16 protein-coding genes and 1 riboswitch are annotated in these 21647 nt (G+C 52.2%); of the genes, 4 read left to right on the top strand and 12 right to left on the bottom strand.

What is annotated here, in order from left to right:
- Window positions 1-68 precede the first annotated feature (68 nt).
- Window positions 69-211, bottom strand: a riboswitch (FMN riboswitch).
- Between the two features lie 94 nt (window positions 212-305).
- Window positions 306-1118 (bottom strand): undecaprenyl-diphosphate phosphatase, encoded by an 813-nt coding sequence (locus EVJ34_RS07680; protein ID WP_131435493.1) that lies wholly within the window; start codon window positions 1116-1118, stop codon window positions 306-308.
- A 451-nt stretch (window positions 1119-1569) separates the two neighbouring features.
- On the opposite strand from EVJ34_RS07680, the gene EVJ34_RS07685 reads away from it, so the two are divergent.
- Window positions 1570-2211: a homing endonuclease associated repeat-containing protein gene (locus EVJ34_RS07685; RefSeq protein ID WP_236634549.1), complete on the top strand. Its 642-nt coding sequence runs from the start codon at window positions 1570-1572 to the stop codon at window positions 2209-2211.
- A gap of 363 nt (window positions 2212-2574) precedes the next feature.
- Here EVJ34_RS07685 and EVJ34_RS07690 read toward each other — a convergent pair whose 3' ends face one another.
- Both EVJ34_RS07690 and EVJ34_RS07695 read right to left on the bottom strand, forming a co-directional pair.
- Entirely contained in the window at window positions 2575-4257 is a 1683-nt protein-coding gene (locus EVJ34_RS07690; RefSeq protein WP_131485160.1) for a GGDEF domain-containing protein, read from the bottom strand.
- Window positions 4258-4379: 122 nt separating this feature from the next.
- A complete protein-coding gene (locus EVJ34_RS07695; RefSeq protein ID WP_131485161.1) occupies window positions 4380-5210 on the bottom strand; it encodes a DegV family protein in 831 nt (276 codons plus the stop codon).
- A gap of 169 nt (window positions 5211-5379) precedes the next feature.
- Between EVJ34_RS07695 and EVJ34_RS07700 the strand changes: the two genes are divergently transcribed.
- The 3 genes from EVJ34_RS07700 to EVJ34_RS07710 all read left to right on the top strand — a co-directional run bounded on the left by EVJ34_RS07700 (window position 5380) and on the right by EVJ34_RS07710 (window position 9220).
- Complete coding sequence (locus tag EVJ34_RS07700) at window positions 5380-6078, top strand: ABC transporter ATP-binding protein (RefSeq protein ID WP_131485162.1); 699 nt, start codon at window positions 5380-5382, stop codon at window positions 6076-6078.
- Between the two features lie 5 nt (window positions 6079-6083).
- Window positions 6084-8405, top strand: coding sequence for an ABC transporter permease (locus EVJ34_RS07705; protein WP_131485163.1), 2322 nt, complete (start codon window positions 6084-6086; stop codon window positions 8403-8405).
- A gap of 86 nt (window positions 8406-8491) precedes the next feature.
- A complete protein-coding gene (locus EVJ34_RS07710; protein WP_236634550.1) occupies window positions 8492-9220 on the top strand; it encodes a DUF4261 domain-containing protein in 729 nt (242 codons plus the stop codon).
- Between the two features lie 19 nt (window positions 9221-9239).
- On the opposite strand, the gene EVJ34_RS07715 is transcribed toward EVJ34_RS07710, so the two are convergent.
- The 9 genes from EVJ34_RS07715 to EVJ34_RS07755 form a co-directional block, all read right to left on the bottom strand.
- A complete protein-coding gene (locus tag EVJ34_RS07715; RefSeq protein WP_131485164.1) occupies window positions 9240-10148 on the bottom strand; it encodes a DUF5996 family protein in 909 nt (302 codons plus the stop codon).
- 108 nt (window positions 10149-10256) lie between these two features.
- Window positions 10257-10580: a thioredoxin family protein gene (locus EVJ34_RS07720; protein ID WP_131435511.1), complete on the bottom strand. Its 324-nt coding sequence runs from the start codon at window positions 10578-10580 to the stop codon at window positions 10257-10259.
- Between the two features lie 20 nt (window positions 10581-10600).
- Entirely contained in the window at window positions 10601-11452 is an 852-nt protein-coding gene (locus EVJ34_RS07725) for a DegV family protein (protein WP_131485165.1), read from the bottom strand.
- 133 nt (window positions 11453-11585) lie between these two features.
- Window positions 11586-12002 carry an RDD family protein gene (locus EVJ34_RS07730; RefSeq protein ID WP_236634551.1) on the bottom strand — a complete coding sequence of 139 codons (417 nt, stop codon included), beginning with the start codon at window positions 12000-12002 and terminating at the stop codon, window positions 11586-11588.
- A gap of 18 nt (window positions 12003-12020) precedes the next feature.
- Window positions 12021-13094, bottom strand: a complete 1074-nt coding sequence (locus tag EVJ34_RS07735) for a nitric oxide synthase oxygenase (protein ID WP_131485166.1) — start codon at window positions 13092-13094, stop codon at window positions 12021-12023.
- Window positions 13095-13198: 104 nt separating this feature from the next.
- Entirely contained in the window at window positions 13199-16051 is a 2853-nt protein-coding gene (locus EVJ34_RS07740) for an EAL domain-containing protein (protein WP_131485167.1), read from the bottom strand.
- 186 nt (window positions 16052-16237) lie between these two features.
- The gene (gene pulA, locus EVJ34_RS07745; RefSeq protein ID WP_131485168.1) at window positions 16238-19159 is read right to left on the bottom strand and encodes a type I pullulanase; all 2922 of its coding nucleotides are present in this window, start codon (window positions 19157-19159) and stop codon (window positions 16238-16240) included.
- A 185-nt stretch (window positions 19160-19344) separates the two neighbouring features.
- On the bottom strand, window positions 19345-19914 hold the full coding sequence (locus tag EVJ34_RS07750) for a hypothetical protein (RefSeq protein WP_131485169.1): 570 nt from the start codon (window positions 19912-19914) through the stop codon (window positions 19345-19347).
- A gap of 64 nt (window positions 19915-19978) precedes the next feature.
- A complete protein-coding gene (locus tag EVJ34_RS07755; RefSeq protein WP_131485170.1) occupies window positions 19979-21637 on the bottom strand; it encodes an FAD-dependent oxidoreductase in 1659 nt (552 codons plus the stop codon).
- Between the last annotated feature and the right edge of the window lie 10 nt (window positions 21638-21647).

Raw genomic sequence — 21647 nt, forward strand, 5'->3', positions numbered from 1 at the left:
GGCAAGCCAAATAAGCGTTTTCTTTACAGAAAAACGTACGACGAACTACAGGTCGCATGGACCTGTGTTGTTTCCTTCTCCCATCCAGACTATACTGTCGGCTCTAGAATCGCACTAGATCCACCGTTCGCACACGTGCGCCCGGGTCACGGACTTAAGGCTCGCGCCCATCACCGCCGGTTGGGACTTTCACCCGACCCCGAAGGAATATTTGTTTGTACGATTCCACTTTAGCGCAAAATGCAATCGATAGCAAAATGAAATGCGCAAAAAAGCGCCGCTCGAGTGAGCAGCGCCTGTCTGAATCAAGCCAAGAATAAAACGACGAGGAGTCCGACAATCCAGCAATAGAACGAGAAATATTTGAGCTCGCCTTTTGCCATGATGTGTTGGAACCATTTGAGTGAGATCGCCGTGAGCGCATACGAGGCGATGAACGCCAAGATGAGCGGTCCGAACAATTCACGCGTCTCCGGGTTGGTGAACAAGGCCGGTCCATCTAAAATCATCGTCCCGAGACTGACCGGGATGAAGAGGAAGAACGAGAAGCGGAGGGCCGACTCTTGCTTGATGCCGAGGAGCATCGCCATGACAATCGTGGCGCCGGAGCGACTGATCCCCGGGATGAGCGCGACCGCTTGAGCCAGACCGATCAAAATGGCGTCCCGGAGCGTGATGCCACCGTCCCCTTTGTTTCCACGCATATTGCGGATGAACCAGAGCGCAAGTCCGGTCAAGATGAGTGTATAGCCGACCGTGGCGACACCGCCGAGCGTCTCCCCAATCCAATCACCGAACAAGACGCCGAGCAAACCGGCCGGGACGGTCGCGACGAGTAAGAGCCCGATGAACTTGACGTCAATCATCGTCTCGTCGCTGCGATCTTTCTTAAATAAGAACACCCACAGACTCACAATGAGACGGACGACGTCTTTCCGATAAATCGTCAAGACGGCGAGGAGTGAGGCAAAGTTCACGAAAATCTCGAATGAGAGTCCCGGCAACTCGATATCAAACAGCTCTTGGAAGATGACCAAGTGTCCGCTCGACGAAATCGGAATCGGCTCTGTGAAGCCTTGAATCAAACCGAGCAGTAGATAGAATAACCATATTGTCATATCGTAATATCCTCTTTTCTTTTTACCATCAATTCCATTATTTTAGCAGACCGCCTGTTTCACTGACCAGCCTTTCAAAAAAAATTCGTTATTTTCAAAACTTTCATTGATTAGTCTGAAAATTAAATTTATTATAGAAGAGTACTCAACTGGTGCAACGGTGATGACCCCATTGGCCAGTTGGGTACTTTTTCGTACAGAATATGACATTTCGGTCACCATAAAACTTTTTGTTTACAATTGAACCCATTTAATATTAAATTTGTAATAGAACTGTTACCATTTTTTCTAATTTCATACTAGACCTTAGACCTATCCAATTTCAAAATTGGTATGAAAAACTTGAAAAATGCACTTATAAAATGTAAAAACTGTCCGATAGTATGATTGTAGAAGCAATTTCGTCATCTTTGTCGGTTCAGATATGAGTCCATGGAAGGAGGAACCATCATTGAGTCAAACGCTATCCACTAAATCCCACCACTTGTCCACCGAGCAACAGAGGATGATTCACTGTATCCGTCTACTCGGCGACTTGCTGAAGGAACGTCCACGTCGCTCTGTGTATCGTCGTTTCGCGATGGAACAAAGCTGGCCATCTCCCGAGTCGATTATCCGACAGTTTGGGTCATGGGCCGAGGCGCTCGCCATCGCCGGCTACGAATGGCATGGAGAGGCGACCGTCGACCTCCCGGATAAGATGCCGAAGTATACGCGCGAAGACATCATCGAGACGCTCGCGCTCTACTCGCGTGATATGGGATCGATCATCACGCTCAAAAAGTATCAAGAATGGCGCAAGCTTCATCCGAAAGCACCGAGCCATTACCATATCGTCAAGACGTTCGGCTCGTGGCATGATGCCTGTGCCGAAGCCGGACTTGAAGCGAGTGTGACCTATTCAAAATCCGAGCTCTCGAACGCTCTCCGTGAAGCGATTCACGAGATGGGCTTCTCTCTTTCCTTCGAAGCGTATCGCGAATGGGCAAAACGAAACAATAAACCGTCCACGAAAGCCATCCTGCATCGGTACGGTTCATGGTCGGCTGCAATTCACGCGGTCGAGTCAGACATCTTCAATCAGAAATTATAATCTTTCATTCATAAGGAGGACGCCGGGTATCCGGTGTCCTCCTTTATTTTGTAGGTGTACCGTTGTCGCTCGTCCTTTCGGCGCCCACGCTTTCTGCAGGCAATCCCGGAGCCGCATCGCTTACGCTTCTGGGTTTCCGTCGGATTGCTGTCCTGCAAGAGTCGGGGCGCCGAGGAACGAGCGAATCGAATTCGATTCAACATTCGTTCAACGATGCCTAGGCCGGTGCCCGAACTCCTAGGGGAGCGATGCAAGGATGACCCCGTAAAGCGTGGCACGCGCTGCGGAGGCACCGGCCCAAGCATCGTTCATGTTGATCAGACATAAAGGAGAACACCGATGGGCTTGTGTTCTCCTTCATCATTATTGAATCCGTTCCGTCGACGTGTCGCGGTAATGGGCGACACGGTCCCGTCCGTTAAATTTCGCCCCGACGTACATGGCCCGGTCGGCGTGGCGGAGCAACGTGTCGAGGTCCTCGTACTCGTGAATCGTCTCGATGCCGATACTCGCCGTCACTTGGACGCGAATTCCTTCAGAGCCGAACGGATGGGCGCGGAGCGCTTGGCGAATTTTCTCACCCGTCACGATGGCAGCGGCCTCATCCATACGTGGAAAGACGAAGACGAACTCCTCACCCCCGTATCGCGTGACGAGGTCCCGCCTACGGATGAGACGCGTAAACAATGCCCCTGCCTCAATCAATACCTCATCGCCGAATGCGTGGCCATACGTGTCGTTAATCGCCTTGAAGTGGTCGAGGTCGACCAAGAACACCGACAACGGATACGATCCGACATCATTCAATCGTTCTTTCGTCCAGCGTTTGAGTGCCCGCTGATTCGGGAGACCGGTCATCGGGTCGGTCAAACTCTCATGTTGGAGCCGGTTTCGCTCATCAATCCGTTCGATCGACCATGACAACGTCTTTAATAGACGATGAATCTCGACGGCGATGGCGCCATCATACGCCCCGTTTGCCGTCGTCGAGATCATGCAACTGACCGCGTTTGTCGTGCTTGACACCGGTTGGATGACGAGTGCCGAATGATGGAGTTCGGTTTGGTGCGCTTGCAGGTCGGGATGCCATTCATGGAGCGAATCATACACAAAGTATGGTTCTTCCGCATCACGGTGACGTTCGACTGTATAGGCATCGGTGACGGGAGTGGACGTGCGGCCGCTAATATCGTAAAACGTCCGGTGCCCGTCCCGGTTCACTTGAAGCCAGCCGCGCTCGAGTTCAACGACTTCCCGGAGCCCGTTCCAAAATTTCTCGACGAGCAGCTGCTCGTCGTCGACTCGGTAAAGCTGTTCTTTCAACCGTTCGACTTGATCGACTTTCGACTGCGTCTCCTCGTTCTCCGTCGCTTTCGACAACCCCATCTTAAGGAGCGACAGGATGAGGAACGTCGCCATCAATCCTGTATAACCGAACAGTTGGAAAGCCTCGATGGCAACCATCGTGAACAACAGCTCGAGTGAGATGACGAGCCAATCGAAACGGAGTAGACGCCACATGATCGGCAGCGGGATTCGTTCCCCGATCAAGAACCGTGAAAGAAGGAAGCTGAATCCGAGGACGAGGAACAAGACGGCAAAGAAGCCGAGCAGCGCCGTCCCCTGTTCAAGCAGATGGACGTTCGACCCAATCTGTCCGCCGAGACGCAAATAGACGAGCCCAGGCAAGACGAGCAGCATCACTTCGATTAACGTATTGAGCGGATAGAAATGCAAAAAGCGCCGGCGTCCGACTTTGTTCGTGAACGTCCTGGCCTGGAACGTGAGTAATAGGAGCTGTCCCATCAACAAAGCAGGGAGCAAGCCGTATAGGAAAAACGTCATGAAGACGAACATCTCGTGGAATGTGAAATGAAGGTGCCGCCGCCTGAGCGGATTCATGACGAACAGGGCGCCGAGTGTGAAGATGAACCAAAACAACGACCAATCAAACGTACCGATACCGTGCCACATGTAGGCGACGATTCCCATGGAGACGAGCGACCACGAGAACCAGCTTCTGATGAGGTACTTCCGAAATCGCATCGTCTTCCCCCCTTTTCATTGTCATTCTTACATAGTATGAATGGTTTTGGTTGAAGATTCCAGCCGTTGTTTGAAAGTTGTGACAATAAAAAAAGACCGCAACTCTCGTCACGGTCCTGTCATCACTTTGTTTTTAAGAACGAAAAACCGACTGAGCCTGATCCCGTGTGGGCCCCTAGGAGCGGTGCGAGTGTATCGACCCGAATGTTGGCTTTGTCGCCGAGTTCACGTTTCCACGACTCGGCCAGCTCTGGCACGTTCCCGTGGAAAATCGAGACGTCCATGCACTCGCCCGAATCGATCGCTTGACGAAGCGCTTCGAACAGCTGGGCTTGCGCCTTCTTATACGTTCGGACCGTCTGATATGGGACGATGAGCCCCTCCTCGAAACGGAGCACCGGTTTCAACTGCAACATATTGCCGATGAGCGCTTTCGATTTCGAGATGCGCCCGCCTTTTTGCATTTGCGTCAAGTTTTGCAAAATCAATTCGATGTGGACGTCCTCGACTCGTTGTTTCATATACGTCTCGACGTCCTCGAGAGCATCGCCACGCTCAACGCGTTCAATCAACTCTTCGAGCATGAGCCCCATCGTGTAGATACCGGCCCGTGAGTCGATGGCGAGCAGTTTGAACTCGGCAATCTCTGCGCCTTGAACCGATGCTGAATACGTACCGCTCAAGTCAGACGACAGGTGGACGGCGATGCCCATGTCATATTGATCTTTGATTCCCTCATACAAGGTGACGAAGTCGCCGATGGCCGGTTGGCTCGTCGAAACGCGTTCACCTGCGTCAATCCACTCGTATACAGTCTTGGCATCGACCTCGACTCCGTCTTTATACGGTTGGTCCCCTTTTACGACATAGAGCGGAACGACGTGGATGTCCGGGTGGTTCTGAATCGAATCAGGAAGGACGACCGTGCTGTCCGTAATATAAGCAATTTTCATGTGTTAGCTCTCCTTCAATCTGAATTAGTACCTGGTAGTATTATTTTATCACAGGTGAAGCGGTTTCACTATTTTTTCAAAATTGAAATCCTATGAAGTTTCACATATTCCCCTACCCGATGTGCTCAAAACGGGTAAAAGAGAATATCGGACAAAAGGGGGAATCGGCATGATTCACATCAAGCATGTCAATAAAATCTACAAGACCGGGGATATCGAGACTGCGGCGTTGAAAGACATCGAGTTGACGATCCATGACGGGGCGTTCGTCGTCATCCTCGGCCCGAGCGGCAGCGGCAAGAGCACGCTGTTGAATGTCATCAGCGGACTCGATACGGTGACATCCGGGACGATCACGTTCGGTGATACCGTCTTGACGGACTTATCGTCCGAACAGATGACAGCGTTTCGACGCGAACATCTCGGCTTCATCTTTCAACAATATAATCTACTCCAAAACTTGACCGTCTATGAGAACGTTCAAATCGGGGCCGATTTATCGACCGACCCACTCCCGATGGAGGAATTATTAAATCAAGTCGGGTTAGCGGCTGCCCGCGACAAATATCCATACCAATTGTCGGGCGGCGAGCAACAACGCGTCTCAGTCGCCCGGAGTCTCGCCAAAAATCCGTCCATCATCTTTTGCGACGAACCGACGGGATCGCTCGATGAGGACAATTCAAAGCGTGTGCTCGAACTGCTCGAGCGCTTGAACGAGACATACAACAAGACGGTCGTCGTCATCACCCATAACACAGGTATCAGCGAGATGGCCGACGACGTCATCAAAATGAACTCGGGCCGAATTGTGGAGGACACGCATAACCCGGTCCGAAAAGCCGCTTGCGACATCCATTGGGGGTGAGACAGATGTTATATAAAAACGTGTGGAAAACGCTCACTGGCAAATGGATGCAACTCCTCGCCATCGCCGTCATCATCGTCATGAGTTCGCTCACATACACGATGATGTTTTACGGCATTAGCGGGATCGAGGTACCGACTGAGGAGTATCTTGCATCGTCAAACCAAGAAGACTTCGCCGTCGAGATGCTGAACCGGGTCACGGAAGAAGAAGCTGCCCTGCCGGAGTTGGCAAACTTCATCGCTTCCGGCCGCTACACGCTTGCGGACTTGCAGCGTGTCGCCGAGGCAGCATTTGATGACGTGATGGCGGCACGTATCGACGCCGTCGAGGGCGAGATGGACGACGCGACGTTCGAACTGCGCGCCTCGAAGTTGATCAACTATCCGTTCGGCTCGAGCGAACACCGCGGACTCGTCTTGAAAGAAACGGACACGATCAACGTCTCGTATCTCGAAGCGGGCCAACGCCCTGAACGAGACGATGAGGTCGCCATCAATGCGAAATACGCCGAGAAGAACGGGATTGAGGTCGGTGATACGATCAACCTCGGCACACCGTTCACGGTGAGCGGGTTCGTCTTGTTCCCTGACTATACGCTCCCGCTATTTGATGAGAACTTCTTTAACTTAGACCCCGGCACGCAGACGCTTCTTTTGATGACGGACGCCGCTTACGACGACGTGGTCGGTACAGAGTCGTTCCGGCTCGCCGGTGTCACTGATGGCACGGTCGTGACGGACGTCGAGCTCCCGTTCGTCATCTCGATCATGGAGACGGAGAACATCATGCGTAGCGGTGCTATTTATAGCGAAATCTCTTCCGGCAAGGCGATGGCGCTCGGCTTGAGCCTGTTCATCGTCTCGATCGCCGTCATCATCGTCGCCATCCTGATTTCGAACATGCTCGAGGCCGAGCGCGGCCAAATCGGCCTCTTGAAAGCAATCGGCTATAACCGCCGCCAAATCGCCCTACCGTATCTAGTCTTCATCTTGTTGTTTGCGACGCTCATGCTCGTCATCGGCTACTTCCTCGGCCTCTACTTCGCCGAACCGCTCAAAAATCTGTATCTCGACTTCTATCTGTTACCGTCGATCACGATCGCCCAAAGCCCACTCGTCTTCTTGACGGCCGTCTTCGCCCCGCTCCTCTTCTTCGCACTTGTCGCGGGAGCTGTCATCTATAAACTCATGGGCGAGAGTGCGCTCGCTTTGCTGTCCCCTCGAGACAACGTCTCGCTCAACCGGCTCAGTCGCATCATCAGCCGTCTGCTCCGGAACGCGCGAGGCAAAACGAAATTCAAATATTTATACGCCGTCAAAAGCACGGGTAGCTTCATCATCTTCTTTTTCGGTATCCTGTTCTCGACGCTCCTCATCGTCTTCGCCCTCATGATGAACGGGGCCGTCGACCGAATGACGGTCGGCGAGTTGAATGAGGCCGACTATGAATATGAAGCGTACACGACGGCGCAACCGGCGCTCGAGGACGGACAAGAGCCGTTCCTCACCTATCCGTTCGCGTTCGTCGAAGACAAACTCGTCACGTTGAAAGGACTCGATGACACGAATACACTCTATCGCCTGATCGATGCGGACGGGGATGATTTGACGCCCGCCTCCGACGAGGTCATCGTGAACGCCTCGCTCGCCTTGAAGCTCGGCCTCGAGACCGGGGACACGATTGACATCGAACTCGACAACGAGACGTTCTCGTACCCAATCCGTGGCATCGCCGACGAGTATACGGGTGATGTCGTCTACCTGCCTCGAGCGACGCTAAGCGAACGTTTATCGGATGGGACGACACGCGAGTTGTTCAACGGGATTTATGCGACCGATCGGCCGAACGCGACGGACTATCCGACGGTCATCTCACGAAGTGGCCTGATTGAGCAATCCCAGTCCATCAATGAGTACATGAACTTGATGATGAATGTCATGATTGGCGGGTCTGCTTTGATCGCCTTTAGTATCCTATTCGTCTTGACCGCGCTCACCGTCGAAAAAAATTATTACGTCATCTCGCTCTTGAAAGTGATGGGGTACGACCGGCGCGAGGTCCGTTCGATGATTCTCAATAGCTACTTCATGTATGCGCTCATCTCGGCACTGCTCAGCGTGCCAATCGCACTCGTCATCTTGCGGGTCATCATTATCGTATTTGCGGAAGACTACGGCCTCGTCTTGCCACTCGAGTTCGAGTGGATTTATCTGCTATATACGCTCGGCGCGGTGACGCTCCTCTTCTTCGCAAGCACGTTCATCAGCCGCCGCAAAATCGATCTAATCCCGCTTCAAGAAGTATTAAAGACGTATCAAGAATAATTTGTCGCCAAATAGGGCATAATAAGAGAAGAGACCGGGCCTCTCCCTGTGAGGGGCCTGACTATTAGAAGAAGAGGATGATTCTTATGAACCGTACACAAGTATTGCTCGCGATCCCAGGAAACTGGTCATCGGCCGAGGCAGTCAGCGAACAAATCAGTTTACATAGTGAAGGCTACACGATGGCCGGCCTGTTGCTGTTAGAAGACGAGACCGGGAAAGCGTTCACGGTCGAAGTCGTCGAGCGCGACCCAGCCCTCGCCGAGGCGATGATCCATGCCAGCTCGGGTGGCTTCACGCCGAAAATCGCGAAAGGACTCGCCCGCCATACGCACATCGTCTATTTGATCGTCGACGTCAATGACGTGACGGACATCGCGGCGGCCCGTCGTGCGGCCAATGCGATTTTGAACGCCGGCGGACTCGGCGTCATGGTCGAGACGGCTGGTGTCGCCTATTCGAAAGACGAATGGCAGGAGTCGAAAGAAGAAGATCTCGCCCTCGACTATTCGCTCCTGACGGCCATCACGGAAGAAGAAGATGCCTACGTCTCATGGGGCATGAAAGCGTTCGGCCACGCCGACGTCGCCGTACCGGCCACGCTCGAGATCGAAGACGCGATTCACGTCGTCCATTCGTTCAACTTCCACCTCATCTCGGGTGGTTCGATGTTCGGAGACGGGGACAGTTTCACGTTCGAGGACGGCAAGACATTCACGGTCGAGATGGGCGAAGACGAGCGGACGTCAATCGACAACCTGCTCCATAACCCGTTCGGCTTGATTTACCTCGTGCCGCAAGTCGCAGCAGAATAAAAACAAGAGCTCACAGACTTTAGTCTGTGGGCTCTTGTTTGGGTTGCGCCGGTATATCGAGCGGCATGAAATAATGCTCACACCCTTCCCATCCGAGCTGTCCACTCAACAGGTCGAACGACGTCCGAAAGAACGCTTGGACGTCACCCGACCGACCAATTTTTTCAATCGACAAGAAACATTCGCTCATCTTGGCGTCATAGTAGGCGTCCGCTGGTTGAATCCGTTCCGAGCCGAGCTCGGTGTATTGGAACGGATACGGCAAGATGAAGAACATTGGCACGTCGACGGACTCGTCGCCGAGCCAAAAGCCGAACTCGATCATGTGCTCATCGAACGCCGCCTTCTCGATCAGTTTATCTTCCGGGAACGGCTCGGACTTCCCGTAGACGATCATCGACGAAACGTCGAACGTGCCCCAAAACAAGGCCGGTTTTACTTTCCGGCATCGGAGCGGGGCGAGAAACGCCGCTTGTTCCCGAGCGGCGTATTGGAACAAACGCACCCCTTTCTGCGCGGCATCGGCATCGTATGCGAGCGGCGCCTCATCCCGGTCCAAGTATCGCAGTTCTCGCATCTCCTGCGTCTTCGGATTGAGCGTGAGTCGAACGCCGGACGCCTGAAGCGTACCGATGATTTCTGTGTAGTACGTTTTGAGCGATTTCCCGTCCTCGAGTGGAAACATCGTTCGATTTGACTCGACTTGCACCGTGATAATCCCAGCCGCGACATCGATGTCCACCTCGAACAACGTCTCTCCGTTCCAAAGCGGCCCGGTCGAAAATCCGTTCACCGTGAGCGGCAATGTGACGTGGGCCCATTGTGGTTCTTGCGGGGCCAGACCGAGTTTGATTTTCCCTAAGATTTGCGACACGAGATGAAGCGTGAGCTTCGTGTCCTCCCATTCCGAGTGTCGTATGATTTGCATCAACGTTTCCCCATTTCTTCGTTCAAACAAGTGACGCAGCTACTCTGTTAATTCCCCGTCACAGACGCGAACAACCAAAAAAAAATCCACAGACGTATGTCTGTGGATTCAGCCGCGCATCGCTTGGAGACGCTCAAGTTGATGGGCCAGCTCCCCGATTGGGACGAACCGGGCCCGTCGAAGCGTTTCTCTGCCGTCAAGGAAAAACAGGACGACAGGCACCGTGAAAATCGAGTAGGCGCCGGCAATTTCTGGCACCTCGTCCGAATCGACCGCGACCGCCTCGATATCGGGGAACTCCGTCAACATCTCCTCGACTTGTGGTTTCAGCGAGTGGCAGACGCTACAGGTCGGATGCGAGACGTAGACGAGCAATTGATCCGAGCCCGCAATCCGGTCTTGTAATGCCGAAAGTGTGGTGACAGCTTCCATCAGACTTCCTCCTGTTCTAGTTAAGCGTCGAGCCAGAGCACCCCGACCGTCTCAAAGCCGGCATGGACCGCAATCGACGGACAGAAACGTGTCTTGACGACTTCAATCTCTGGCAATTTCGCTTGGATGAGCGCGACGAGATTGTCTTGCATCTCTGGGGCGAGCGCCGTCTGGACGAAGACGCGGTTGCTGTGAATCCCATTCGCAGCGTGGCGACGTTCGAGCTCGGTCACCATCTCAGCGTACGCCTTCTTGAGCGACCGTGCTTTTTTAAACGGGATGACTTTCCCCGTCTCATCGAGCGTGATAATCGGTTTGATGTTCAAGATATTGGCAAGGAACATCTCGCCTGACGAGACGCGACCACCGCGGCGCATCGTTTCCATGTTGCCGATAATCATGAAGAAATTCTTTTTGTCGCGCCATGCTTCGAGCAAGGCGACGATTTCTTCGACCGATTTACCTTCAGCTTCGGCGGCGAGTCCGAGACGGACGAGCTCTTGCTGCGCTTCGAGCGCCGCGTGCGAGTCGACCGTGTACACTTTGAAGCCAGCCGCTTCAGCAGCCGCGCTCGAGTTTTTCACCGTCGAGCTCAAGCCGTTCGAGCAATGGACGGCGATGGCGCAGTCGTACCCTTCTTCTTTCAACCGTTCATAGCGGGCAATGAAGTCACCGAAGATTGGCTGTGACGTCTTCGCTTCTTTCTTTTGGTCAATCATGTAGCGGTGCAAATCCTCGAGTGACAAGTCGACTTCGCTGTAACCGCTACCGTCGACGATCAATTGAATCGGGACGATATCGACACCGAGACGGGCCGCCTCTTCTTTCGAGAAATTGGCCATACTATCGGTAATCCATGCGATTTTGGTCATAACAAAAGTCCTCCGTTAATCGTTCAATTTTTTCCTTTTTCATTATACCTCATTTTTCGGATTCGTTCCTTTCCGACCGATTCTCGTAAAAAAAGACAGGGCGACGCGTCGTCGCTCTGTCTCAGCCTTCGACTCATCGTGTCGAAATCAGTTTCGTATGGGCAAATTCATCGTGCGGCAATTCTGTCTCTTTGCCAGCCTTGATTTGTTGGAGCGCCTTTAAGAGCGGTAGTCCAAGTGTCGCCGGATAGACGACGTCTTTATACAGCGTCCGCTTCATGACTTGTTCGAGCGAGAGCGGGCGTCCGTCTTGGCTGACGACTTTGATACCGACGACTTGGTCACCGATCGTCTGCCCATTTTTGTTAAGCAAGAAATACACTTCCCCGGCGATTGTCACGAGTGTCGGCAAGTAGTACCGTTTCACGTCTTTTCCAGGAAATAATTTCTTCCGAATCGTCTTCTCGACGAGTTTCGCAGGGGTCTGAAAAATGAATTGGTCAATTTGACTGGCTACGGCGCGTTTCCAGATTGGGACTGCCACGTTCATCATCCTCTCATTTCGGGTCTAGGCTTTAGATTCCTCTTTTGCCTTCGCTTGAAACGCAGAAAACGGACAACCTGAACGCGAGAACAAGTTCGGCGTCACAATTTCGTCATTGTACTGTTGATGGAACACGTGCGTCGCGGCAGGTGACATTGGCGGGATGAGCCAGCTCCATTGACCGGTCACGTCACGCCCGGCGTCATGCTCGTTTTTCTCGAATCGCTTGAACTGTTTCGCCGCCGTGTGATGGTCGACAATCGTCACGCCTGCCCGTTCGAACGACTGCAAGACAGCGATGTTCAATTCGACGAGGGCCCGGTCTCGCCAAAGCGTCCGTTCTTTCGATGTATCGAGCCCGAGCGACTTGCCGACGAGTGGCAATAGATGATAGCGGTCCGTATCGGCCAAGTTGCGTGCCCCAATCTCGGTCTCCATATACCAACCGTTGAACGGGACCGACGTGAAGCGTAAACCACCGATCTCGAGTTCCATATCGGCGATGGCTGGGACGGCGTGCCATTTGACCGTTCGTCCGTCGAACAAGTCATACGCCTCATGCCGGATTTCGACTTCGAGCACCGCATCGTCCGGCAGTTCATACAGTCGGACCTCACGCCCGTCGGTGATCAAAAGCGGCAAAACGTCAAACGCGGTTCCGCTCCCGATCCAGCCGAGCCGCTCGGCTTGTCTCGTGATTGACAACGACAGCGGGTCACCAACGATGCCGGCTTCGGTCTCATATGCCGCATACCGGACGAGTTGGGCGTTCAAGAGCCGAAACTCGTTCGGGAGCACGGTCATCGTCGAACGAATTTTTCCACCGTTCGTCGCGTAACGTAAATGACTGACGAGTGCCTCGAATACCTCATCGAACGTCGTCACGCCCCGGGCATCCCAGACGGTGAGCGTCTGCCAAAACAGACGACCGATGCATCGGTTCGAGTTGCGCCAGGCGAGTTTCGCGCCTTCCGTCAACTCTTCGGTCGTGAGCGTATACGTTCCCGTACGTTCGATTGCTTCTGCAATCTCGCTGAGCCGGTTCGTATAATCACCTTCTAGTTGCGAGAAAAAGTGTCGGGCTGCCTGTATGTCCATTTCATGTATCTCCTCTTTCATTCTGTCCCTTCCATCTTAGAGAAAATTGCTACGGGTTTCTACTTTTAGCGTACAAAAAAAGGTGAACCGTTGCCGGCTCACCTTCAGTCGGTTTGATCAACCAAATCTTTTGCTTGTTGAATCGTGAATCCGCGCGGTTTTTCACTCTCTGAAGCGGTCAAACGCTTCTCAAGTTCGACTGTCGGTTCATAAGTTGACTCATACTGATACAGGCCGTTGGCGAGTTCAGTTGAATGATTCACGCGGATTGGAAACGGTTCTTTGTCATCGTTCAACAAGATGACCAAACCTAAATCACTGTCAACCGGGAGCCGAATTGACCCGTAAAACGAAATGACCTGATTGTCATGCCGCATGATGAGGATTGGCGATGTGCCTACCTCAACGTTTTGCCCCCTCAGACGTGTGATGGTAATGCCCGCGTGAATGAAATGTTTCGATGATTGAATCATCTCGATCGGTTCTTCCATCGGCGTCAATGCTCCTGACGCAAGTGCTCCTTCAAAGTCTGTCCCCTTAAGCGGTCGACTGAAAATAAAACCTTGGATAATCTGACATCCAAATTTTCGCAGGCATAGTAGATCTTCCATCAACTCGACCCCTTCGACAACGACGTCCATCCCGAACTCCTCGGCAATGACGAGCAGACTGCGAACGATGCCTTGCGCTTTCCGATTTTGACTGACGTGATGGGCAAAGACCCGATCAATTTTAATCGTTTGAGCGCTATATGCTTGCAAGTAGGCAAGAGAAGAATAGCCTTTCCCGAAATCATCGAACGCAATCGGGATGCCGAGTTCATTCAATCGTTCGAACGCTTGTGTGATCTGTTGGGCATCCTCTAACAGTGACGTCTCCGAGATTTCCACTTCTAAAAAATTTACCGGCACTTCATAGCGCTTCATTGCCTCTTCGAGGACACGTTCGAACTGCTCTTGATACAAATACTTGGCCGACACGTTAATCGAAATTGGTATTTTGTTCGGGAGGGTCATTACATAGCGGCACACTTCTTCAATCAACCAGTTCGTCAAGTCGAGGTGAAGACTGCTCTCCTCGGCGAGCGGAATGAACTCAGCCGGTGAGATTGATCCCCATGTCGGATGTGTCCAACGCATGAGCGCCTCGGCTCCGACGATTTGTCCCGTCCACACGTCCACCTTCGGTTGATACATCAAGAAAAACTGTTCGGTCTCGAGGGCGCTCCGCATATCACGGAGCAACTCATAGCGTTTCAGCGATTCGATGTCCATCTGCGACGAGTACAGTTCAAGCTGGCTCCCCACCTTTTTATCGGCACGGTTCATGGCGACACAGGCACGTTGAATCAACTCGCTTGCTTGTGAGCCGTCGTCCGGATAACGGCTCACCCCAATCGAGATCCGGGCAAACAAGTCATAGACACCGACACGGAAACGATGCGTGGAAAGCGTATCGAGCTCTTTCCCAAGTGCAAGTACGTCTGTATCTTCCATAAGACGCGGCAAGACAATCAACACATTATCTGCATCTAGATGACCAAGCACCGCGTCTTCAGGTAATAACCGAATCAAACGATTGACCGTCACAACCCGCCACTCATCCCCTAGCTCATAACCGAACGTGTGATTAATTTCTGAGATTCGATTAAAGGATAGCGAGAACAACGTAAATGGTTCGCGCTGTTGCGTCAAATCATACACAGTCTCTGTAATCGACTCTCGGTTTGGCATGTTGGTGATGGGATCGAGTAAAGCAAGTCGATAGATTTCATCTTGCTGTTCTTTCAACTGCGTGATGTCTTTGACGAGCGTCCGTAAACCAATGACTTGTCCAGATTCCGAGAAAATCGGTTCTCGATTTTCTTCAATCCATTTCACTTCCCCTTTAGCGAAAATCCGATAAGAGAATGTCGTAGTCTTCCCACTTAGCGTCACTTCTCGCGCCTGGTGAATTTTTGGAATGTCGTCCGGTACGACGACTTGTTGCCAGTAGTTCGGGTTTGAATTGAACTGCTCTTCCGTGTAGCCAAACACATGCGCAAAGCCGGGCGTCAAAAACTTGAACTGCTTAGATTCGAAATACCGCTCAAAAATTACCGAATCGACAATCTCACACAACTGTTTAACTTTCGAACGCTCTTCGGTCAGTTTTGCCTCCGCATTAGTCAAATTAGTGATGTCAAACATCGCCCATGTGATGGTTTTTCGATTTTTCGACACTCCGACTTTTACAATCAAATTCAAACATCGTTTCTTCATGGGATTGAAAGCACGCAACTGCGTCTCATATTCAAACTCGTTCGGATTTTGAATCAATCGATTGACGGCCGCCGCAAACGTGTCACGGTCATCTTCATGAATTAAATTACGAAAATGCTCCCGTTCCATCTTGTCGAGCTGTCGTTGAGACAAGCCAAGCAATTTTCCAGTCTGTGGAGAGTGGTAAAACTCTCCGGTTTCAAGATCTAACTCAATCAAAATCAGACCCGGAATGCGCTCAAATAACGACCGACTGACAACCATGCGATTATATTGTTCGCGTAATTCCGTCTGTGTCGTCAAATCTTTTATAATTCCACAGACACCGGTGATATGTTGTCCCGTATAGAGTGGCGTATTCGTCACAGACAGGTAGATATGTTTTTGATCCGTATTGACGGCTTTTAGTTCGTAATGGACAGTTTCACCTTGAAGTGCCCGTTGATGAAACAGAGCGACACGTTCGGTCTCCACTTTACTCATCCAAGCGTCTGGACACAAAAAACGGCTCTCCTTTCCCTGGAATAAAAGGGATAGCTTCTCATTCGAATCAATTAAATTCATTTCACTATCAAGCACGTAGACCGCGTCCGGATATTGATTGATTAAGAGCGGGTCAAGATTGAGGCGCTCATTCCGATCGATTTGTTTAATATCCGTTTCCAGTAAAGGTTTCCAGTTTCGGAAGAATCCCATGCATTTCACTCCTTAATGTGACGAATGTCATGCTGAACTGTGCCTATTTCTCTAAATTATATAAAAAATGGGCAATATGAACAAATCATATATTGGAGAATCATGGAAATGAAGCATGGAATTACACATTCGTGTAATTTAACTCATACAAAAGAACCAGGGGCACTGTCGCCCCTGGTTACTTCATTACTTTCGTTTTACGACGACCGAGCTGTAAGCTGGTACGTTGACTGTGCCCGAGACGCGTTTAATCGTCTTCGTGCCCGCTTTTTTCCCATCGACAATCAAGTTCCATTGCCCGCTCGGCAGTTTCACTTTCACTGTCTTGGCGTTGGCGTTGTGCGTGATGAACAAGTCTTTCTTCTGGCCTGGCGCTTTGTCATCGATTGAGTAGCTGATCACGTTCGCTTCGGCTTTATAGAATTTCAAGTTTTTCTTCACGTCGACCGCCTTCGTCATGCGAAGACCTGGGTTGTCTTTACGCATCTCAATCAAGCCTTTCATGTACTGGACGTCCGCTTTGCGGTCAGCCGCCCGTTTCCAATCCATTTGGTTGATGCGGTCCGGCGATTTGTATGAGTTGTGGTCGCCTTCTTTCGTCCGCATGAATTCTTGACCGGCATGGATGAACGTCGTGCCTTGGCTCGTCAAGAGGATGTTTGACGCGAGGCGATGCATCTTCGTCCGGTCCGCTTCCGATGTCTCTGGGTTCGTGAGTTCGAGCTTGTCCCAAAGTGTGTGGTTGTCGTGCGCTTCGACGTACGTGATCGCTTGCGTCGGCTCTTTTGTGAATCCTTTGATACCAGGGCTATAGTCGATCTCGCCGACGATCCCTGTCTTGATCCGATTCTCAAGACCGGATTTTCCGTTGATGAACCCGTTGTCCGTGTCGATGAAGACACTGCCTTTCAAGCCGTCACGGATATTGTCGTTGAAATGCGCGACACCTGGCATCTGATATGCGTTCTTCTGGTTCGCCTTGAGTGCCGGGTCAAGCGGCGTGCTAAGATCCCAACCTTCGCCGAAGACGAGAATGGATGGATCGATTTTGTTTAAGGCCGAACGGACTTGGTTCATCGTCTTGACGTCATGGATGCCCATGAGGTCGAAACGGAATCCGTCCCAATGGTACTCTTTCGCCCAATAGACGACCGAGTCGACGATCAGTTTTTGCATCATCTTGCGTTCCGATGCGGTATCGTTGCCGACGCCCGTACCGTTCGCAAAGTCACCGCCCGCTGTGTATCGGTAGTAGTAACCCGGGACGATTTTGTGCAAGTTCGACGCTTGGGCATCGAACATGTGGTTGTAGACGACGTCCATGACGGCGCGCAAGTTGTTGTCATGAAGCCCTTGAATCATTTGTTTCATCTCGCGGATCCGGACTTTCGCGTCATATGGATTCGTCGAGTACGAGCCTTCCGGCGCGTTATAGTTTTTCGGGTCATAACCCCAGTTGTATGATGCATCCGGCTTCGTCTCATCGACCGAGGCCGTGTTGTAGTCGTATACCGGGATGAACTGGACGTGCGTGACGCCGAGGTCTTTCATATGGTCGAGGCCTGTCTTCGTCGCTGTCTTCTTGCCGTTGACGAGGAGACGTGTCCCTGGCTCGACGACGCCGAGATATTTGCCTTTGTTTTTGATGCCTGAATCGTATTTGTCTGACGTGACATCAAAGATCGACAAGTCGCGAACGTGCGTCTCATAGATGATCGCGTCTGTCCGTTTCTTGAGTTTTGGTTTCATCGAGTTCCAACGCTTCGGTTTCGTCTCGCTCAAGTCGACGACGACCCCTTGGTCCCCGTTCACACCGACTGCCGTCGCGTATGGGTCGACCGCGCGAACGCTGCCTGACGCGTGTTTGACGTTGTACGTATAACCGATGCCGTCCAAATCGCCGCGGACGTCCGCGACCCAAGTGCCGCGCTCGCCACGCTTCATCGAAACCGTCTTCTTCAAATCTTTATCTGAAGCGGGACGCGTTTTCGGCATATTCCATAGTTCGAGTTTCACGTCTTGAGCTGTCGGGGCCCACAAGACGAATTGTGATTTTGACTGCTTGTACGTCACGCCGAGCTTGCCGCTATAGGCGTACTTCGCATCAAATTCCGGTGAACGAAGCACGTCGCCCGCTTGGAGCACTTTGTCTCCGAACGTTGGATGTTTCGCCGTGATGACTGCCGCCAAGTCGATGTCGGCACTGAAACGGACCGTGACCGACTTGTCACCTGACTTCTCAACCGATTCAACGGTCGCACCTTCGACCGTCAACTCGCTCAAAAACTTCTCGTCAATGACGCGGTTGAGCGTGAGCTCCGCTTGACGGAACGTGTCCGCCTCGAACGAGATGATTTTCGGTGAACGATCGATTTCTGGCTCGGAATAGTAAATCGTCGAATCGCCTTCGACGAGCCAAATTTCTTTCGCCGTACTAAGCGCGAACCGGTCTTCCCCATCTTTTTCGGCCCATTCCCCTTTTTTCGTAACGAGCCCGATGAGCTTCTTCGCATCCGGATTCGCGAACGTCACGTTCGCGACGCCGCCGAATGCGTCCGTCTCATCGAAATTGATGCTTTGACCGTCTCCACCGTCTGGCCATGTCCAAAGACCCCAGTCCGTGTATGTATTGTCGTAACGGAAGTAATGAACTTTCATATCCACGTCCGTTGCTGCCGTCTCCCCGTCCGGGTTCGACGTATAGATTTTCGAGTCCCCTGACTTGATCCATACTTCGGCAACGCCGTCTTTAATCATATCGCTCGTGATGAAGCGGTCGTTCTCAGACCCTTTATCTTTCTCCCAGTTGTCCGTACGGACGATGAGACCGAGCTTTTCTGGTGAATCGACCGGGAATTCGTAGGCCGCCACCTTGCCGAAGTCGTCCTCGCCGTTGAAGGCAAAAGCTTTATTCGGGAAATAATCTGGGTTATTCGCCCAAAGCCATAAGTTCCAATCTGTTTGATTGTCCGGTGCCTCTTGATAATGAACGACGACGAGCGTCGACTTACCTTTATCGAGAGCGGACGATGACATCGGAAACATTGAGAACACCAGTGCAAACGTTAGCACAACTGCCCATACCTGTTTCCATCGTTTGTTGACCATGTGGGTCCCTCCTTGTAGCATGATTTTAGGAAAACGCTTACACAAAAATTGTAAACGTTTCCTTTTTGGAATACAATGTTTTTTTCAAGAATAGGTAATGACTCCTATCTCCTTCCTGGGACTGGAATGTGATGGCGAATTACATATAAAAAGACGGCCTGCTAGTAGGTCGTCTCGACGTTCCCTTATAACTTTTTCCACTCTTCCAACGACTCTAAGTACCAGCGATAGCTCAGTTTAAACTCTTCATCCGTCACGTCCGGCGGCCACAATAAACGTGGGATGAGTCCCGTGAATTTGGCGCCGCCCGTATGCGCGTAAATGTACGAAGCAACTTGAGTTGACATGTCTCTCGTCAAAAAGCCGGTCACAAACTTCCCATCCTTGCTTTCGAATATGATGTCAAGGCGACGTCCTTCCATCTCGTCGAGAATCAATTGATTGTAGCGTCGGTGTTCCTCATCCTTATGTTTGTACACCATCCCACGTCGCGCGTTATCTTCCCGTTCCCATCGGTGGTCCTTTTTTTCTTTCGTCGTAAAGATTTTAGCAATCATGCGCGGGTCATCAATCGTCAAACAACAGAAGATGTGTTCATACGACAATTGATCGTCGTTCACCAAGTCCATGATGTCTGCTTTTGGGATGACGCGTGCCTTATAGCGGACCATCACCCGACGGACGACCTCCTCCTTCTCAAAGACGAGCCACTGCTTTCTCCGTTCGAACTTTTCATGTAACAGCTTATAGTTCATCTGATTCACCTCATGATTCAGCATACCAAAAAACGACGTCCGAATGATTCGGACGTCGTCTATGTTAATTCCCGTACTTTTTAAACAGTTGATAGTTCTTGTTTCCGCCTGACAAGTTATAGACGTCAGTGAACCCGAGGTTGCGGAGCACGTTTTGAGCCGCGTTCCCCGTCACCCCACCGTTGCAATAGACGACGGTCGGCTTATCTTTGTCCATGTCCTTGGCGGCCGCACGCAAATCACCGAGCGGGATGTTGACGGCGCAATCGACACACGCCTTCTCGAACTGTGCCGCTTTGCGCGTATCGATGATTTGCATCTCCTCACCCGCATCGATCCGCTTCTGAAGCTCGCCCGGCGTAATGAGTCGCGCTGATTGATCCATACTGTTCGCGAGCGCCATGCCCGTATACATGACCGGGTCTTTCGTCGTCGCGAACGGCGGCGCGTAAGCGAGATCGAGATGGAACAAGTCATCGACTTTCGCCTTGAACGTGATCGCCGTGACGAACACGTCGATACGCTTGTCGACGCCTTCAAAACCGACGATTTGAACGCCGAGCAGTTGGCGTGTCGCGCGGTCGCCGATTGCTTTAATCGTCATATCTTTCCCGCCCATATAAGCCGGCTTGTCCGGTTTCGTGTTATGGAGCACTTCGATGTCGTAGCCGAGCTCGCGTGCCTCACGTTCCGATAGACCGGTCTGCGCGACCGCTTGGCCAAACACTTTGAAGATGCCTGTGCCGAGGATGCCGCGATGTTCAAGGTCGCCGCCCGTGATCAAGTCACCGAGCGCACGCCCCATCTTGTTAGCCGTCGAGCCGAGCGGACGCCAAATCGGTTTGCCCGTGACGAGCGAGAAGCTTTCGGCAACGTCACCGGCCGCATAGACGTTCTTCACGTTCGTCTCCATACGCTCGTTGATGGCGATCGCACCCGTCTCGCCGATGGTCACCCCAATCGACTTCGCGAGTTCCGTGTTCGGGCGGACGCCGACCGAGAGGATGACAAGATCCGTGTCGATCGTCTTGCCGCTTTCCGTGACGACACGTTCGACGTGCCCGTCACCGACGAGCTCCGTCACCGTCTCACCGAGCATGAGCTCGATGCCGTTCTTCTCGAGGTGGTCCTCGACGCGGCAGGCCATGTCTTTATCGAGCGGCGGCATCACTTGTGGGAAACGTTCGATGACTGTGACATCGATACCGCGCAGTTTGAGCTGCTCCGCCATCTCGAGACCGATGAATCCAGCGCCGATGATCGTCGCGTGCTTCGGATTCGTTGTGTCGACGAAGGTGCGTGTCGCTTCCGCGTTCTGAATGTTACGGATTGGGAACACGTTGTCCGAGTCGACGCCTGGAATCGGCGGGACGATGCTCGAAGCACCTGTCGCGAGCACCAACGAATCGTAGCTGTCCGTGAACGACTCACCTGTCTCGAGGTTCTCGACCGTGACCGTCTGGGCGTCGGCATCGATCGCCGTCACGTTATGACGCGTCATGACATCAATCTGGTAGCGCTTCTTGAAGAACGCCGCGTCACGAGGCGTCAAATCGTCGCGTGACTCGACTTCTCCCCCGACGTAATACGGGATGCCGCAACCTGAATACGAGATATCATAATCGCGGTCGTAAATGGTAATCTGTGCGTCCTCGTTGTTACGACGTGCTTTTGCCGCGACCGATGTACCGGCGGCGACTGAACCGATGATGACCAATTTCATAGAAAAACAC

Origin of the sequence: Exiguobacterium sp. SL-9 (assembly GCF_004336985.1) — a bacterium.
Classification (GTDB): Bacteria; Bacillota; Bacilli; order Exiguobacteriales; family Exiguobacteriaceae; genus Exiguobacterium.

Excerpts from the sequence above, each read along its gene's own strand:
- EVJ34_RS07680 (WP_131435493.1), bottom strand. The coding sequence starts at position 1,118 with ATGACAATATGGTTATTCTATCTACTGCTCGGTTTGATTCAAGGCTTC.
- EVJ34_RS07690 (WP_131485160.1), bottom strand. The coding sequence starts at position 4,257 with ATGCGATTTCGGAAGTACCTCATCAGAAGCTGGTTCTCGTGGTCGCTC.
- EVJ34_RS07695 (WP_131485161.1), bottom strand. The coding sequence starts at position 5,210 with ATGAAAATTGCTTATATTACGGACAGCACGGTCGTCCTTCCTGATTCG.
- EVJ34_RS07700 (WP_131485162.1), top strand. The coding sequence starts at position 5,380 with ATGATTCACATCAAGCATGTCAATAAAATCTACAAGACCGGGGATATC.
- EVJ34_RS07705 (WP_131485163.1), top strand. The coding sequence starts at position 6,084 with ATGTTATATAAAAACGTGTGGAAAACGCTCACTGGCAAATGGATGCAA.
- EVJ34_RS07710 (WP_236634550.1), top strand. The coding sequence starts at position 8,492 with ATGAACCGTACACAAGTATTGCTCGCGATCCCAGGAAACTGGTCATCG.
- EVJ34_RS07715 (WP_131485164.1), bottom strand. The coding sequence starts at position 10,148 with ATGCAAATCATACGACACTCGGAATGGGAGGACACGAAGCTCACGCTT.
- EVJ34_RS07720 (WP_131435511.1), bottom strand. The coding sequence starts at position 10,580 with ATGGAAGCTGTCACCACACTTTCGGCATTACAAGACCGGATTGCGGGC.
- EVJ34_RS07725 (WP_131485165.1), bottom strand. The coding sequence starts at position 11,452 with ATGACCAAAATCGCATGGATTACCGATAGTATGGCCAATTTCTCGAAA.
- EVJ34_RS07730 (WP_236634551.1), bottom strand. The coding sequence starts at position 12,002 with ATGAACGTGGCAGTCCCAATCTGGAAACGCGCCGTAGCCAGTCAAATT.
- EVJ34_RS07735 (WP_131485166.1), bottom strand. The coding sequence starts at position 13,094 with ATGGACATACAGGCAGCCCGACACTTTTTCTCGCAACTAGAAGGTGAT.
- EVJ34_RS07740 (WP_131485167.1), bottom strand. The coding sequence starts at position 16,051 with ATGGGATTCTTCCGAAACTGGAAACCTTTACTGGAAACGGATATTAAA.
- pulA (WP_131485168.1), bottom strand. The coding sequence starts at position 19,159 with ATGGTCAACAAACGATGGAAACAGGTATGGGCAGTTGTGCTAACGTTT.
- EVJ34_RS07750 (WP_131485169.1), bottom strand. The coding sequence starts at position 19,914 with ATGAACTATAAGCTGTTACATGAAAAGTTCGAACGGAGAAAGCAGTGG.
- EVJ34_RS07755 (WP_131485170.1), bottom strand. The coding sequence starts at position 21,637 with ATGAAATTGGTCATCATCGGTTCAGTCGCCGCCGGTACATCGGTCGCG.